This window comes from Senegalimassilia sp. (assembly GCF_977052095.1).
Genome location: NZ_CDRSTZ010000005.1, coordinates 41358 through 55849 on the forward strand (window position 1 = coordinate 41358; position 14492 = coordinate 55849).

Genomic DNA, 14492 nt, shown 5'->3' on the forward strand with positions numbered 1-14492 from the left:
AGCATCGACTCGCTGCTGGTGGAAGGCGGCGCCGGCGTGTTGGCGGCGTTCTTCGAAGCCGGCGCCGTCAACGAGGCCGTAGCGTACGTGGCGCCGAAGGTCATCGGCGGCGCCGAAGCGCCCAGCCCCGTTGCCGGAAAAGGCGCGCCTTGCATGGCCGACGCCGTGGCTCTTGGCCGCGCAACCAGCGATGTGCTCGGCGACGACGTGAAGCTCATGTTCGCACCTGCGGGCGCCGCGCGCGTGGCAAGCCAAACGCGCATCGCGCGCAAAGCCGCCGACGATTGGCACGCGTCTGCCGCGGAAGGAGGGGCACCATGTTCACCGGCATCGTAGAGGAGCTCGGGCGCATCGTGCGCATGCCCTCACCCGGCCGCGCGGGCCAGCTGGAAATCGCCGCCACCCGCGTGCTTGCCGGCACGAACGTCGGCGACAGCATCGCCGTGAACGGCGTGTGCCTTACCGCCACCACCGTTTCCGCCGCCGGATTCACCGCCGACGTCATGCCGCAAACGCTTGCGCACTCCAACCTTGGCGCGCTGCGCGCCGGCAGCCCCGTGAACCTTGAGCGCGCCATGGCGGCCGATGGACGCTTCGGCGGGCACATCGTGTCGGGGCACATCGACGGCACGGGTACCATCCGGCGCATCCGTCGCGACCAAAACGCCGTGCGATTCGCCATCGAGGCGCCGGCGAGCATCATGGCGCTGATTGTGCAGCGCGGCTCGGTGGCCATCGACGGCATCAGCCTGACGGTGGCCGAGCTTGCCGCCGACGCGTTCGAGGTGTCCATCATCCCCCACACCATCGAGCAGACAACGCTTTCGCACCGCAAACCCGGCGATGCAGTGAACCTGGAAAACGACGTGGTCGGCAAATACGTTCAACGATTGTTGCACGGAGCTTGTACAACGCCAACAGAACGCGAAGCAGCGAATGCGTCCGCTTCCCCTTCGCCGCTTTCCCTCTCCTATCTTTCCGCACACGGCTTCTAGCCTTCCCCACCTGAAAGGACTCACTCATGAGCATGAATACCATTCCCGAAGCGCTTGACGAGCTGCGCGCCGGCCACGTCATCATCGTGGTGGACGACCCCGACCGCGAGAACGAGGGCGACCTCATCTGCGCTGCCGAATTCGCCACCCAGGCAAACGTCAATCTGATGGCCAGCGTGGCGAAGGGCCTTATCTGCATGCCGATGAGCAGCGAGATCGCGCACAAGCTCAACCTGGAGCAGATGGTTTCCGAGAACACCGACAACCACGAGACGGCGTTCACCGTCAGCATCGACCACGTGTCCACCACCACGGGCATTTCGGCCGCCGAGCGCTCCATCACGGCCATGAAGTGCGTTGACCCCGACGCCAAGCCCAGCGATTTCCGTCGCCCCGGGCACATGTTTCCCCTGGTGGCGAAAGCAGGCGGCGTGCTTGAGCGCAACGGGCACACCGAGGCCACCGTCGATTTGATGCGCCACGCGGGCATGAAGCAGTGCGGGCTGTGCTGCGAGATCATGCGCGAAGATGGCACCATGATGCGCACGAGCGAGCTGATAGAGCTGGCGCGGCAGCGCAACCTGGTTATCGTTTCCATCAAGCAACTGCAAGACTGGTGCCGCACGCACGACAACCACATGCACGAGCAGGCGTGCGTGCAGCTGCCCACGGCGTTCGGCACGTTCACCGCGCACGGGTTCGTAAACGACATCACCGGCGAAGAGCACGTGGCGCTGGTGAAGGGCGACCTGGGAGACGGGCGCGACGTGCTGTGCCGCGTGCATTCCGAGTGCCTGACCGGCGACGTGTTCGGCTCGATGCGCTGCGACTGCGGCGAGCAACTGCATGCGGCGCTGGCGGCTATCGAGGCCGAAGGGCGCGGCGTGCTTCTGTACATGCGCCAGGAAGGCCGCGGCATCGGGCTGATGAACAAGCTGCGCGCCTATGAGCTGCAGGAGCAGGGGCTTGACACCGTCGAGGCGAACGAGGCGCTGGGGTTCGCTCCTGACCTGCGCGAATACTGGAGCGGCGCGCAGATTCTGCGCAATTTGGGCTGCAAGTCGCTACGCCTGCTTACGAACAACCCCGACAAGGTGTACGGGCTTTCGGGCTTCAACCTGGAAATTTCCGAGCGCGTGCCCATCGAGATTGCCCCGCAGGAGCACGACCGCCGCTATCTGCAGACGAAGGCGCACCGCATGGGGCACCTGCTGGAGCATCTGGAAGACTAGCTTACACGCCGATGTTGTACGTGTTTCGTGCAACATCATATCAACTTCGCATAAGCCACGCCTATACCGAAACGAAAGGATTTCATCATGGCCATCAACATCATCGAAGGAAACGTTGTCAACGAGGGCATGAAGGTGGGCATCGTGTGCGCCCGCTTCAACGAGTTCATCACGGCCAAGCTGCTTGGCGGCGCGGTGGATGCGCTGCGTCGTCACAACGTGCCCGAGGAAGACGTCACGGCGGCGTGGGTTCCCGGCGCATTCGAGATTCCCGTCACGGCAAAGCGCATGGCCGCAAGCGGCAAGTACGACGCGGTCATCTGCCTGGGCGCGGTCATCCGCGGCGCAACGTCGCACTACGACGTGGTGTGCAACGAGGTGTCGAAAGGCATCGCGCAGGTGCAGCTGGAAACGGGCGTGCCCGTGATGATGGGCGTGCTGACCGTCGACACCATCGAGCAGGCTATCGAACGCGCGGGCACGAAAGCCGGCAACAAGGGCTTCGAATGCGGCGTGGGCGCCATCGAGATGGTCAACGTGCTGCGCCAGCTGTAAGCGGGCTTGCGGCTCAAGCGGCGCGCAGGGTTGTGGGCGGCGCAGCTTACGATTCGGCGGCTCGTCAATCACGTCGCAGCCTAGCGGCCACTGATTGTCCGGCAAGCAGCAGCCGTCCGCACCACCCGGCCTCGTTGTGGGCAAGGGGACTTTCGCAATTCGCGCCTTTCGTGAAGCGCTTCGGTTAGCGCCGCCGCAACCGAAGCGCTTTGCTAGACTCATCGGCATGATGAAAGACAAAATCAAACCCCAAAACCCCGAAGACGCATCACCTGCCTCCTCGGCCCAGCAGTCGTCCCAAACCGGGCACCTCTCCTGCAAAACCGCCGCGATCATCTCCTGGATTGTCGTGGCCTTCATGCTAGCGTTCATCTTCTACATGTCCAGCCGCAGCGGCAACGACATCGATCACAACACGGGCATTTTCTCGGCAATCAAGGAATGGCTGTCCGTCCAAGCGCTTGCGCTTTTCGGCCGCGAAGTTGACGTGAGCCCCGTCGGGCACTTCTGCGAATACCTGGCCCTAGGCACCGCGCTTGCCAACGCGCTGCGGTTCCATCTGAAACCCGAAGGTGCGGCCGGCGCGCTGCTGGTGGCCCGGCCCATCGATGCGCTGTCGAAATGGGCTCCCGCCATTGCCGCAGCGCTTTCAAGCGTGTACGGCGTCACCGACGAGTTCCATCAGATATTCACCCCCGGACGCAGCTGCGACCCCATGGACTGGCTTGTCGACACCATAGCCGCTACTATCGGTGCCCTCATCTGCTACTTCGTGCTGAAAAAGCTCCGAAAATAAACGAAGGACCCCACGGGGTCCTTCTCTTTTTCTCTCAGAAGCGAGAGCAGAGCAACGAAGCGGAAGCAACCAAAATGGAACGCTGGCGATTCGTTAGCTCCATCGTTGATGGCGCTTGCCCCGCCCCCGCCTAGCGCACCGCAGCTTATTGCAGCACACGCAGCGCGGCGGGCATCACTTCGGCCTCGAACACGCTTGCCTCGATGCGTTCGCCGTCCACCTGCGCGGGCGGCGTTTCGTCGAACTCGACGCGCATCTTGCGCGCCTGGTGAAACTCCATACGCGGCGACGAAACGTGGTTGCCGTTTTTCGCGCGAAGGAAAATAGCCGCAGCACCCACTGGCCCGATAGGCGGATTGCTGATGCACAAGTCGAACAGCCCGTCGTCCAAACGTGCATCGGGGCAAATGCGGAAGCCTCCGCCGTAGTACGGCCCCATCTGCACGGCGAACGTGATGGACGCGCCCTGCATAACCGGGCCATCGTCAAGCTGCAAGCGGTAAGCGCGCTCATCAAGGTGATGGAACAGCTGGTCAAACCCGCTTGCCATATACAGCGCCGTGCCGCTTTTGCCCGTGCGCTTGCGACGCTCCATGGTGTCAAGCGCAATAGCGGCGTCAAGCCCAAACGACAGCGTTTCGGCGAAGAACTCACCGTTGACGCAGCCGATATCAACAGGGCGCGCCTTCGCGTGCAGCAGACGCGCGCAAGCTTTGTCAACCTGCGCCGGAATGCCCAGAGCACGCGCATAGTCGTTGCCGGAGCCCACGGGAATCACGCCAAGCCGCGGACGCGCAGCAACAGGCAGCGCCATCAGGCCGTTCACCACCTCGTGGATAGCGCCGTCGCCGCCAAGCGCCACCACGGTGTCGGCCCCGTCAGCCGCCTTCGCAAGCGCGCACGCATGACGCGGCCCCGCCGTGCGCGCAACCGTTACCGCATCGGCGCCCAGCGCAGCGCGCAGCAACTCGGCCGCCCGATCAGCCGCCGCATCCCCCGCCCCGCTTTGCGCAGCCGGATTCGCAATCAACAACACCCGCCCCAGCAAAGACAAGGCTCCTACCTCTTCCACAGGCCCGTCTTGCCGCCGTCTTTCAGCAGCAGGCGCACGTCCATGATCTCCATGCCGCGGTCAACCGCTTTGCACATATCGTAAATGGTCAGGCACGCCACGCTTGCCGCGGTCAGCGCCTCCATCTCGATGCCCGTTTTGCCCGTGACGCCCGTGGTGGTGGTCACATGGATGCCCACGCGGCCGTCCTCGCGCTGGCCTTCGTGCACCGGCTCGCACTCCACCTTCGCCTTCGTGATGTTCAGCGGATGGCACATGGGAATCAGCGTGCTCGTTTGCTTTGCGGCCATCACGCCCGCCACGCGCGCGCACGCCAGCACGTCGCCCTTCGCCGCTTTGCCCTCGACGATCAGCGCCAACGTGTCGGGATGCATGCTGATGAAGCCCTCGGCCACGGCCACGCGCTTCGTGATGTCCTTATCGGACACGTCCACCATGCGCACGTCGCCCTTCTCGTCGATATGCGTCAAATGCTGCTGCTCAGTCATAGCTGTTCTCCTAAAAACGAAAACCGATCGAAGTCTTATCGCTTCGCAGCTTACTCCTACTAGTGGGACAAAGGGACTGTCCCTTTGTCCCACTAATCAAAACCTCAGGGACGCCACCAAAGTCAGCGAGGGCGCCTGTGGTGCGTCGTATTCGTGGGAACGTGAAGGCGAAGCGTACTTTGGCACGCGAGCCTTCAGGTTCGCGCGAAGACGGCGTGCCACGGGCGGCCGCAGCGTCGAGCCAATCCGTTTGCCGGCAGGCAAACGGAACCGCTTAGCCGCCGATTTGGCTCATGCGGCGTTCCGTGCCCGTGATGTCGTCGTGGTCGTCGGGCTTTGCGCCTAGCGCCAGGCGGAACACGTCGGCCAGGTCCTGCTCGATTTCCGCTTCCGACTTTCCGCTGCGCAGCACGCTGCGCACGTCGTATTCGCGATCGCTGAACAAACACGGGCGCAGCTTGCCGTCGGCCGTTAAGCGCATACGATTGCATTCCCCGCAGAAATGCCTGCTCATGGGGCTGATAAACCCAACCGTTCCCTTTGCACCGGGGAACTCGAAATAGCGCGCCGGGCCCCAACCTAGCGGCTGATGCTGCCCGGCCGGCACCAGCTCGGGCAGCCCTTCGGCACGGGCGGCCTTGTTGATGCGCTCGTGCAGCTCTTCGCACGAGATAACGTCGTCGGGGCCCCAACCGCAACCGTCCGAACCCGAGCTTTCGCCCACGGGCATATACTCGATGAAGCGCACATGCAGCGGGCGATCGATGGACAGCTTTGCGAATGCCAAGTAGTCCTGATTCAGCTGGCGCACGGCCACGGCGTTGATTTTCACAGGGTTGAAGCCCGCCGCAAGCGCCGCGTCGATGCCGTCAAGCGCCTCTTGCAGCTGCCCGCGCCGCGTGATGAAGTGGAACTGCTCGGCGTCAAGCGTGTCCAGCGAGATGTTCACGCGCGAAAGCCCCGCCTCACGCAGCTGATCGGCCATGCGCGGCAGCAGCACGCCGTTCGTGGTCAGCGAGATATTCTTGATGCCCGGCGTTTCGTTGATGTCGCGCACCAGGTCAACCACGCCTTTGCGCACCAGCGGCTCGCCGCCGGTCAGGCGCACGCTGCGGATGCCCAGCTTCGCGAACGCGCGCACCACCTGCGCAATCTCCTCGATGCGCAAGATGTCGGTATGGCACATGGATTCCACGCCCTGCTCGGGCATGCAGTAGATGCAGCGGTAATTGCAGCGGTCCGTCAGCGATATGCGCAGGTAATCGATGGTGCGACCGTGTCCGTCCTTCATGAAAGCCCCTCTCATTTCGAGCCCTCAGTGTACCACGAGCGCGCCGAATGCGCCCTTGAGGGTAACAGTTGCCACACGCTGCTCGCCGAATCAACGCAACCGCCCACCGAAGCGAACGGCGAAGCGCACGAATCGCCTCGCAAACAGGCCCTCAACCGCCAACCACCGCCCAGACAACGCCAGCCACATCCACGCCCGCAGCCCACGAAAAGCGAAAGCCTCCCGCCTCGGGCCGCCGCAATCGTGTCCAAGAAACGGGAGGCCGTCGCTTACACGCAAAGCCTTCGCTGCCTATTTCTCAACCAGGTACAGCTTGTCGTCGGGAATGCGAATCCACACTTCCTCGCCCTCGTGCGGCAAGTGCGCGGCATCCACCTTCAGCTTGTCCACGCGCCAGAACAGGTGCTGGTGCAGGTACTTCATCTCATCTTCCGTGCGCTCGACGGCAGGAGCCGCCTTCTCGCTGCGGTCGCAGAAGCCCAAAAGCACCGTGCGCTCGAAACGCGAGTCGCTGACGCGGTCGACGCGCATGCGGAAGCAGTTGCGCCCCGGCCCGTCGGCGCGCTCGAGGAAAAACGCGCGCACGCCAAGGCACTTCACGCCTTCGGGCACGTCAGCGGCCGTTTCCACCTCAACGCCCCACTTCGGCAGCCATACGCGGCGGGCGTCCACGCGCTCGACCGGCGTGGCGTTTTTGCAGCCCGAAAGCTTGATGCCCGCCTGACTTTGCGGGCGGTTCACCAAGTCCTCGCCCGTGCCCATCTCCATGATGTGGCCGGCCTCCACCACGGCGATGCGGTCGCAGAAGCGCAACGCCTCGTCGATGTCGTGCGACACGTACAAGATAGTGCCGCGGAACGCGTCGAACAGGCTGACCAGGTTCTGCTCGAGCACGCTTTTCAGGTGCGCGTCGAGCGCGGAAAACGGCTCGTCAAGCATCAAAATGCCCGGACGCGCCGCCAGCATGCGGGCAAGCGCCACGCGCTGCTGTTGGCCGCCCGAAAGCTGCACGGGATAGCGCTTCTCGAAGCCCGACAGGCCGAAGCGCTTGAGCTCGGCCTGCACCATGGCGTCGCGGTCGGCCGGCGACACGTCCTTCGAAATGCCGGCTGCCACGTTCTGCGCCACCGTCAGGTTGGGGAACAGCATGTAATTCTGGAACAGCAGGGCGGTTTTGCGCTGCTGCGGTGTCAGGTCCACGCGCGCTTTTTTGCCCGGCGCGCGGTCGAAGAACACCGTGCCGTTGACCACGATCTTGCCCGCGTCCGGACGCTCAATGCCGGCGATAGAGCGCATCGTCAGACTTTTGCCGCAGCCCGATGCGCCCAGAAGCCCCATCGTCTCGTCGCCCGCGGTGAACTGCGACTGCAGATGGAACCCTTTGAACTTCTTCTCGATGTCTACTTCAAGGCTCATGATTTACTCCGAACGTTTGCGGTACTTGGTGGTGTGCCCGCTCCACAGGTTGATGAACACGATGACCACCAGGGAGAACACGATGATAACGGCCGTCCAGAACCAGGCGACGTCGCTGTTGCCGTTCATCCACTCGAAGTAGATGGCAATGGGGATGGTGCGCGTGATGCCCACGTAATTGCCCGCCATGAACAGCGTGGCGCCGAACTCGCCCAGGGCGCGCGCGAACGCCAGCACCATGCCGGCAGCAATGCTCGACCACGAAAGCGGCAGCATCAGGCGCACGAAGATCTTCGCGTTCGACCAGCCCAGCGTGCGGGCGGCATCGAGCATGTTGCGGTCAAGGCTTTCGAACGCGCCGAGCGCGTTGCGGTACATAAGGGGGAACGCCACCACCACCGCGGCGATGACGCACGCCGCAGGGCTGAAGATGAGCGGGAAGCCTGTCTCTATCCAGAACCGGCCGAACGCCGTGTTCGAGCCGCACGCGAACAGCAGGATGAAGCCGCACACGGTAGGCGGCAGCACCATGGGGATGGTGAAGATAGCGTCGAAGATGCTTTTCGCACGCGAGCTGAGGTTCAGGCAGAAGTACGCCGCCAACAGCCCCAGGATGACGATGAACACGATGGCGATGCCCGTGGTGCGCAAACTTACCCACAGCGGGCTCCAATCAAGGTTCTGCAAAAACTCGCTCATAGCGGCCAGACCCGTGGGAGCAGCCGTGATGGTAACCGAGTCGGCAGGCGCGATGGCGCCGAAGTCGGCAAACGACGGCTTGGCGTAGTTCGCATTCTCGCTGTCGGTGACGTCGCTGCCATCGGTGCCGATGACCAGCGCATATGTTTTGCCGGATATGTCCTGGTCGAACTGGAAGCGAACCGCACGCACCGCGTAAGTTTGCTGCGTGGTGAAATACCACGTGGAAATGCTGGTCAGCGGCACCGAACCCGACGACCGCCCCGCATCAAGCGCGCAGAACAGCTTTTTCAACGTATCGACGGTTTGCGAATCGGAAAAATCGATGCTGCGCTCCTGCGCCATCTTCTGCGGAATGTAGGCCACCACGTAATCATCAACGGCAACAAGCTGCGCCACCTGACCCGAGCCCTGGCCGATCAGATACGCATAGCCGCGATATTCCCCGTCTATGCTGCGGTTGGACCCCTTCTGCGCTCGCGAGAAATCGCTTATCGCAAAACTGCTGCCGTCAAGCGCGGCGGCATCCCCGTCTTTCGACACCTGCACCGCCGACGTGTCCACCTCGCCCGACGACTGCGCGCCGGATGCAGCGGACGTTTGCGCCTTCGCACCTGCCGCCGGCGTATCCACATCGCCGAGCGCATCGTCGGCGAGGGCGGGCAACGCCGCAGCGAAAGCAAGCGCGCAAGCCACAGCAAGGCTTGCGATAAACCGCTTCGCGCGTTTTCCCCTTTTGGTCATAAAACCATCCTTAGGCGATAAGAGGATGGGCCGCAATCAGCCCATCCCCTCCCATGCGTTTGTTGTTGAGACAGCGTGCTCAAGCCGCAAAGCTTAAAAGCTTAGGCCAGCTCGAAGCCCCACTTCTGCCAAATCTCCTGCGCCTTGTCGCTGCTCAGGCACCAATCCAGGAATTCCTGGGTGGCCTCGGTGTTCTTGCAGTTCGAGGTGACGGCGCCGGGGTACACGATGTTCTTGTGCGTGTCAGCCGGCACGGTGCCCACGATCTGCACACCGCCGAAGCGGTACACGTCGGAGGTGTACACGAACGCAACGTCAACGTCGCCGGATTGCGCATGCTTGCACACGTTGCCCACGGAGGTGTCGAGAACCGGAGCGTAGCCGTCAGCGAAGGTGCCGCCCTTGCCGGAGATGTCCTTGCCCGTCTTGCCCTCGTCGGACGCCGGCGGCAGGTACACACCCACGGTGGACAGGGACTGGCAGGCGTAGTTGCCGGCCGGCACGGACTCGTCGCCCACGCAGAACGTGTACTTGCCGTCAGCGATGTCCTGCAGCGTGACGTCCTTGAGGTCGGTGCCCTCCTTGGAAACCATCACGAGGTCGTTCTTGAACATGTCGACGCGCGTGGAGCTGTCAACGTAGCCCTTCTCCGCAGCGGTGTCCATAGAACCCTTCGAAGCGCTGATCAGCAGGTCAGCGTAGGAACCGGCGCCCAGCATCTCGTTGAGCTCGCCGGAAGCCTTGTACTGCGTGTCGGCGAAAGACACGTTGGTGTGACCGTCGGCGATGTAGGCGGCCTCAACCTCTTCCATAGCCTTCGACAGCGAGTTAGCGGCGAACACCTGCAGCTCGACCTGCTCCTTGTTGTTGTCGGCAGCCTGCTCGGTCTGCGTGGTGTCGGGCTTCTGCTCCGTAGAGCTGCTGTTGTTAGACGAGCAGCCGGTCAGAGCGAAAGCACCGACCATCGCGAACGCGCACACGGACGCGATCACAACGCGAAGTTGCTTCTTCATTGCTTCCCTTTCTTACCTGTTGTTGGATTGCTCCCTAAATGCGCACGCAGCGGCGATGCGCTTTATGCGTTGATGACTATAGTATTCGCAAACCGGTATGCTCGTCAATTGGGAATAATACCCTTTTGAGAATTATTTTAGTATGAATACAAGCTTGCAGGTAAACAAACGAAAAGGCCGGCGCCTGCACAGCAGGTCACCGGCCTTTCGCGTTGCTTTCGCCCGCACTCAACAGTTGCGGAAAAGGCAGCTATGCGCCCGGCAGCGTGATCACCACGTTGTTCAGGCCCACCGTATTCTGGTACTCCACACCGCGCACGCCTTGGCGCAGCATGCGAATGCCCACAGCCGAGCACTCGTCGACCGCCGAAAGGTCCAGGTCCATAGGGTTGAACGCCGTGCCGTTGTCGCGCAGGCGCAGCACAAGCGTGCCATCGCGCTTCAGGATAAGCTTCACGTCAATGGCCGGGTGCTTCGTTTTGGCGAAGCCGTGCGCAACTGCGTTGCCGGCCATCTCCTCAACCGCCAGCGGCACCAGATAGCACCGTCGCCCGTCCACCTCGTGCTGCTCGCACCATTGCGCCACCTGCTGCGAGCAGGCAACCACGCCTTCGTTGGTGGGTTTGCACGTAAACGACGCAGATGCACGCCAATCCGCCTGAAACCCCGCCGGCAGGTACATCATCTTGTCTAGCAGGGTCACCCTACCAGAAGCGTTCGCCACCGCGTCTTCGCTTGCCTCGCCAGGCGCGCCCGCGGCGCCACCTCTGCGCCTCCACAGCACGCAGGCCACGATCAGCTGCAACGCCAGCGTGATGGCCTCGCCCACCAAAAACGACGCCCACACCGCCGTGGCACCCCAGAACCACACGGTGCCGAGCGCGAACAGCACCGCGAACAGGCCCGATTGCCCTACCGCGATGGCGCTTGCGGCGCGCACGTTGCCCGTGCCCTGGTAGTAGTTGACGAACAGCTGATTGATCAAGTCGATAGGCACGCACAGGATGAACGCGCGGACGGCCACCACGCCGAACGCCTCGGCGTCGCCTTCCAGCCCGAACAGCCCCACTACTTCCGGCGCGAATGCGAATACCGCCGCGCACAACGCGCACGAGAGCACCAGCCCCATGCGCATGCCGGTGCGCAGCGTGCCCTTCAGCGCCGCACGGTCTTCTTCGCCGAAGAAGATGCCGCATAAAAGCGTGGCCGTCTGACCCACGCCGATGGTCACCGACGAGGCGAACGAGTTCACCGACGACAGCATGGACAGCGCCGCCACTGCGGCGGACGAGGCGACCACGAGCAGCAGCCAGTTGAACACGAACGTGCGCAGCATGACGGTGGCGCGCGTGAGCGAATCGGGCAGGCCCGTTTTCAGCACGCCGCCGAGCTGACGCACATGCGGCAAGGGGTTCACCCACCGCAGCGTATTGCCCTTGCTGGCGAAATGCGTGCAGCACACGCCAACCGCCACGCAGTACGCCAGCGCCGTAGCCAGCCCCATGCCGCGCAGGCCCAGGTCAAGCACGCAAACCGCTATCAGGTTGAACACCACATCGCATACGCTCATGCCGACGATGGCCACGATGCCCAGCTGCGGCGCGTTGTCCAGGCGCGTGAAGCCCATGAGCAGCTGCAGCAGCACGATGGCGAACGCGCCGGAGCAGATGCCGCTCAAGTACGCCGCCGTGTCAGCGCGCAGCTGCCCCGACGCGGCGCCCAGCAACGTGGCCAGCGCATCGGCACCGGTCACGCCGCCTACCGACAGCGCCACGCCCACGACCACCGCCGCGAACAGCGACACGCTGAACAGCACGTTCACGCGCTCGGCGTCGCGGTTGCCAAGCGCCCGGGCGCACAGGGCCACCGCGCCCGTCTCAAGGATGCCGGCGCACCCCGAGAACAGCATGAACACGGACAGCGACATGCCGATGGCGGCCACCGCGCCCGACCCCAACAAGTTGCCGGCGATGACGTTGTCGATCATCATGCCGAGCGTTGCCGACAACGTGATGAGGATGGACATGGCAAGGTATTTGCCGAACGTCCGCTTGATAAGCTCGCTGTTCTCGGTTTGCGCCCCCATGGTTTCCTACCCTTCGATTTCCCCGTCTATGAGCGCGAAGAAGAAGCGCCGCTTCTGCTCGGTGTCGATGATGTGCACCGGCTTGATCTGGTTCGGGGCCTTGCCGTGCATGACGCGCATGTCGCGCCACAGCTGATTCGTCTCGTCCTGCAGCACACGCGCAACGGCGGGCGCAAACGTGCCGTCTTCGGTCATGTAGTCCACGTCGTAGTTGCCCGCGCGCAGCTCCTCGTCGGTGATGCGCGACAGTTCGGCCAGGTCGATGGCCGCGTGGTCAGCGTGATAGAACTCGAACAGGTACTCGTAGCGCGCCGGATGGTGATCGACGTTGGGATACACGCTGAAATCGACCAGGTCAAGGCCCGCACGCTCGGCAACCTTGTCGGCCACCTTGCGCAGCACCATCTCCGTGGTCTTCTCGCCATGCATGTTCACCGTCTGGTCCAGGCGGAAGAGGAACTCCATCGTGGGCATGGTGCCCTTGTGGCCTACGCAGCGGATGGCGTCGCGCATCTTATAGCGGTAGAAGCCCGAACGGCTCGTGATGATGACCTCGTAGTCGTGGCCTTCTTCCAGGTCCTCGACGCCGAGCGTATGGCTGTAATCGGGATCGTCGACCGGCACGAACTCGAAGTACACGCTGCGAGGCAGCAGCACGCTGGCGGGATTATCCAGCTCAAACGGCACCGAGAAGGCACCTTCCGATGCGCTGTAACCGGTGTAGAGGATGTGCACGTCGTTGCCGATGAAGCGGCGCAAACGCTGGGTGTAGGGCGCGAAGCCGCCGCCAGCGACACTGCGGATGACCAGCAGATTCGGCCACATGGCGGGCGTAATGGGTTCGTCGAAGCCGCGCTCGAAGATGGCGCGAAGCTCGGCGGCGCGCTCGGGGTTCGGCTTGATGCGCGCTTCCAGCGCGGCGCGCACGTCGGCCGGCATCTGAATCGAGGGGTCGATGGTGCCGCACTCGATGTCGCACACGAGCAGCTCCCAGCTGTCCTCGATGTAGCGCATCAGATCGAGCACGCCGGTGATGAACACCGAAGAGATATCGCGGATGTCGCGCTCCTCGATGGCGAAACGCGCGTGCAGATAGCGCGTGTCGGTGCCAGGCTTGGTGAACACGGCCTCGTCGGGGCTGGTGGTGGTTGCCGCCAAGTACGGACGGCCTTCGGCAATGGCCTTGCACGACAGAGACCCGAACGAGATGCCGCTTTTCAGCGTGTCGTAGTGGCTTTCGATGAGCGTGAGCATACGACCGCCGGCCAGGCCCTCGCCCGCGCCCACGTAGCTGCGGTAATAGGTGTACGCGCCCGAGTAGCCCATGAGGATTTCCGCCATGCGCTTGGTATAGGGAATGCCCTTGGGGTTGCCCATGGTGCCCGAGGTCTCGTTGAAATGCACGATCTCCTCGGTGGTCACCACGCCGCGCGTTCCGTGCTCCATCACCTCGTAGATATAGCCGGCATAGTCGTCGTACGTGGTGAACGGGACGCGGGCCTTGAATTCTTCGACCGTCTTTATGTTCGCGAAGTCGTGCTCGCGACCGAACGGCGTGTCCTTGTTCGCCTCGATCATCTCGAACAGCAGCTCTTCCTGCACCTCGCGCGCATGCAGCACGTCGGCCTCAAGCTGCTGCTCAAGGGCCTTGCCCGCCGTATATTGGCGCTCGTGCATCATGGCGCGCAGCGTCGCCACATCGGGCATCTGCGCGGGCGCTGCCGCCGCAGGCTGCTCGCTACGCGCATCGTTGCTGGTCAGTTCCGCGATCTTCTCGTCATGCGCCATAGCCGCCCCTTACTGTTCGACCGTCAAGATCTCGGTGAAGCCGGTGGCGTCGAGCACATCGGCGATGTACTCGTTGGGATGGCGCAGCGTAAGGCCGCTGCCCACCTTCGCCAGCTCCTTGTGCGCGAACAGGAACACGCGCAGACCGGCGCTCGAGACGTACTGCACATCGATCAGGTCGATGGCCAAGTTGGTGACGCCTGCGAGGTTTTCCTTCAGGTACGCCTCAAGCTCGGGGGACGTGTTCGTATCCAGGCGGCCGGACAGGGCCACCTCAAGCGCCTCGCCGTTTTTCGTTGCCTTGATTTCCATAGGGG

General features: G+C 63.3%; 14 protein-coding genes. 5 read left to right on the plus strand and 9 right to left on the minus strand.

Features of this window, described 5'->3' with window-relative positions; translation table 11 throughout:
- The 5 genes from ACWI6D_RS01905 to ACWI6D_RS01925 all read left to right on the plus strand — a co-directional run.
- Positions 1-336: RibD family protein (locus tag ACWI6D_RS01905; protein ID WP_449133465.1), on the plus strand; the 336-nt coding region annotated here is incomplete at its 5' end.
- A complete protein-coding gene (locus ACWI6D_RS01910; RefSeq protein WP_449133466.1) occupies positions 318-995 on the plus strand; it encodes a riboflavin synthase in 678 nt (225 codons plus the stop codon). The genes ACWI6D_RS01905 and ACWI6D_RS01910, both read left to right, overlap by 19 nt.
- A gap of 26 nt (positions 996-1021) precedes the next feature.
- A complete protein-coding gene (locus tag ACWI6D_RS01915) occupies positions 1022-2227 on the plus strand; it encodes a bifunctional 3,4-dihydroxy-2-butanone-4-phosphate synthase/GTP cyclohydrolase II (RefSeq protein ID WP_449133467.1) in 1206 nt (401 codons plus the stop codon).
- Positions 2228-2314: 87 nt separating this feature from the next.
- Positions 2315-2782 carry a 6,7-dimethyl-8-ribityllumazine synthase gene (ribH, locus tag ACWI6D_RS01920; RefSeq protein WP_288284332.1) on the plus strand — a complete coding sequence of 156 codons (468 nt, stop codon included), beginning with the start codon at positions 2315-2317 and terminating at the stop codon, positions 2780-2782.
- Positions 2783-3008: 226 nt separating this feature from the next.
- Entirely contained in the window at positions 3009-3578 is a 570-nt protein-coding gene (locus tag ACWI6D_RS01925; RefSeq protein WP_449133468.1) for a VanZ family protein, read from the plus strand.
- Positions 3579-3723: 145 nt separating this feature from the next.
- Here the strand turns inward: ACWI6D_RS01925 and ACWI6D_RS01930 are convergent, their stop codons facing one another.
- The 9 genes from ACWI6D_RS01930 to ACWI6D_RS01970 all read right to left on the minus strand — a co-directional run bounded on the left by ACWI6D_RS01930 (position 3724) and on the right by ACWI6D_RS01970 (position 14487).
- The gene (locus ACWI6D_RS01930) at positions 3724-4650 is read right to left on the minus strand and encodes a diacylglycerol/lipid kinase family protein (RefSeq protein WP_449133469.1); all 927 of its coding nucleotides are present in this window, start codon (positions 4648-4650) and stop codon (positions 3724-3726) included.
- Positions 4638-5138: a cyclic pyranopterin monophosphate synthase MoaC gene (gene moaC / locus ACWI6D_RS01935; protein WP_129423237.1), complete on the minus strand. Its 501-nt coding sequence runs from the start codon at positions 5136-5138 to the stop codon at positions 4638-4640. The genes ACWI6D_RS01930 and moaC overlap by 13 nt, the downstream gene beginning before the upstream one ends.
- Before the next feature lie 274 nt (positions 5139-5412).
- Positions 5413-6429: a GTP 3',8-cyclase MoaA gene (gene moaA / locus ACWI6D_RS01940; RefSeq protein WP_288284336.1), complete on the minus strand. Its 1017-nt coding sequence runs from the start codon at positions 6427-6429 to the stop codon at positions 5413-5415.
- A gap of 291 nt (positions 6430-6720) precedes the next feature.
- Complete coding sequence (locus tag ACWI6D_RS01945; RefSeq protein WP_449133470.1) at positions 6721-7845, minus strand: sulfate/molybdate ABC transporter ATP-binding protein; 1125 nt, start codon at positions 7843-7845, stop codon at positions 6721-6723.
- 3 nt (positions 7846-7848) lie between these two features.
- Positions 7849-9288 carry a molybdate ABC transporter permease subunit gene (gene modB / locus ACWI6D_RS01950; protein WP_449133471.1) on the minus strand — a complete coding sequence of 480 codons (1440 nt, stop codon included), beginning with the start codon at positions 9286-9288 and terminating at the stop codon, positions 7849-7851.
- A gap of 101 nt (positions 9289-9389) precedes the next feature.
- A complete protein-coding gene (locus ACWI6D_RS01955) occupies positions 9390-10301 on the minus strand; it encodes a molybdate ABC transporter substrate-binding protein (protein ID WP_449133472.1) in 912 nt (303 codons plus the stop codon).
- Between the two features lie 250 nt (positions 10302-10551).
- The gene (locus ACWI6D_RS01960; RefSeq protein ID WP_449133473.1) at positions 10552-12387 is read right to left on the minus strand and encodes an MATE family efflux transporter; all 1836 of its coding nucleotides are present in this window, start codon (positions 12385-12387) and stop codon (positions 10552-10554) included.
- Between the two features lie 6 nt (positions 12388-12393).
- Complete coding sequence (locus tag ACWI6D_RS01965; RefSeq protein WP_449133474.1) at positions 12394-14175, minus strand: GH3 auxin-responsive promoter family protein; 1782 nt, start codon at positions 14173-14175, stop codon at positions 12394-12396.
- Positions 14176-14184: 9 nt separating this feature from the next.
- Entirely contained in the window at positions 14185-14487 is a 303-nt protein-coding gene (locus ACWI6D_RS01970; protein ID WP_129423244.1) for an STAS domain-containing protein, read from the minus strand.
- Positions 14488-14492: the final 5 nt, after the last annotated feature.

Bases quoted from the DNA above. Each gene is read 5' to 3' on its own strand.
- ACWI6D_RS01970 (WP_129423244.1), bottom strand. From the start codon at position 14,487: ATGGAAATCAAGGCAACGAAAAACGGCGAGGCGCTTGAGGTGGCCCTG.
- modB (WP_449133471.1), bottom strand. From the start codon at position 9,288: ATGACCAAAAGGGGAAAACGCGCGAAGCGGTTTATCGCAAGCCTTGCT.
- ACWI6D_RS01960 (WP_449133473.1), bottom strand. From the start codon at position 12,387: ATGGGGGCGCAAACCGAGAACAGCGAGCTTATCAAGCGGACGTTCGGC.
- ACWI6D_RS01910 (WP_449133466.1), top strand. From the start codon at position 318: ATGTTCACCGGCATCGTAGAGGAGCTCGGGCGCATCGTGCGCATGCCC.
- ACWI6D_RS01955 (WP_449133472.1), bottom strand. From the start codon at position 10,301: ATGAAGAAGCAACTTCGCGTTGTGATCGCGTCCGTGTGCGCGTTCGCG.
- ACWI6D_RS01945 (WP_449133470.1), bottom strand. From the start codon at position 7,845: ATGAGCCTTGAAGTAGACATCGAGAAGAAGTTCAAAGGGTTCCATCTG.
- moaA (WP_288284336.1), bottom strand. From the start codon at position 6,429: ATGAAGGACGGACACGGTCGCACCATCGATTACCTGCGCATATCGCTG.
- ACWI6D_RS01925 (WP_449133468.1), top strand. From the start codon at position 3,009: ATGATGAAAGACAAAATCAAACCCCAAAACCCCGAAGACGCATCACCT.
- moaC (WP_129423237.1), bottom strand. From the start codon at position 5,138: ATGACTGAGCAGCAGCATTTGACGCATATCGACGAGAAGGGCGACGTG.
- ribH (WP_288284332.1), top strand. From the start codon at position 2,315: ATGGCCATCAACATCATCGAAGGAAACGTTGTCAACGAGGGCATGAAG.
- ACWI6D_RS01965 (WP_449133474.1), bottom strand. From the start codon at position 14,175: ATGGCGCATGACGAGAAGATCGCGGAACTGACCAGCAACGATGCGCGT.
- ACWI6D_RS01915 (WP_449133467.1), top strand. From the start codon at position 1,022: ATGAGCATGAATACCATTCCCGAAGCGCTTGACGAGCTGCGCGCCGGC.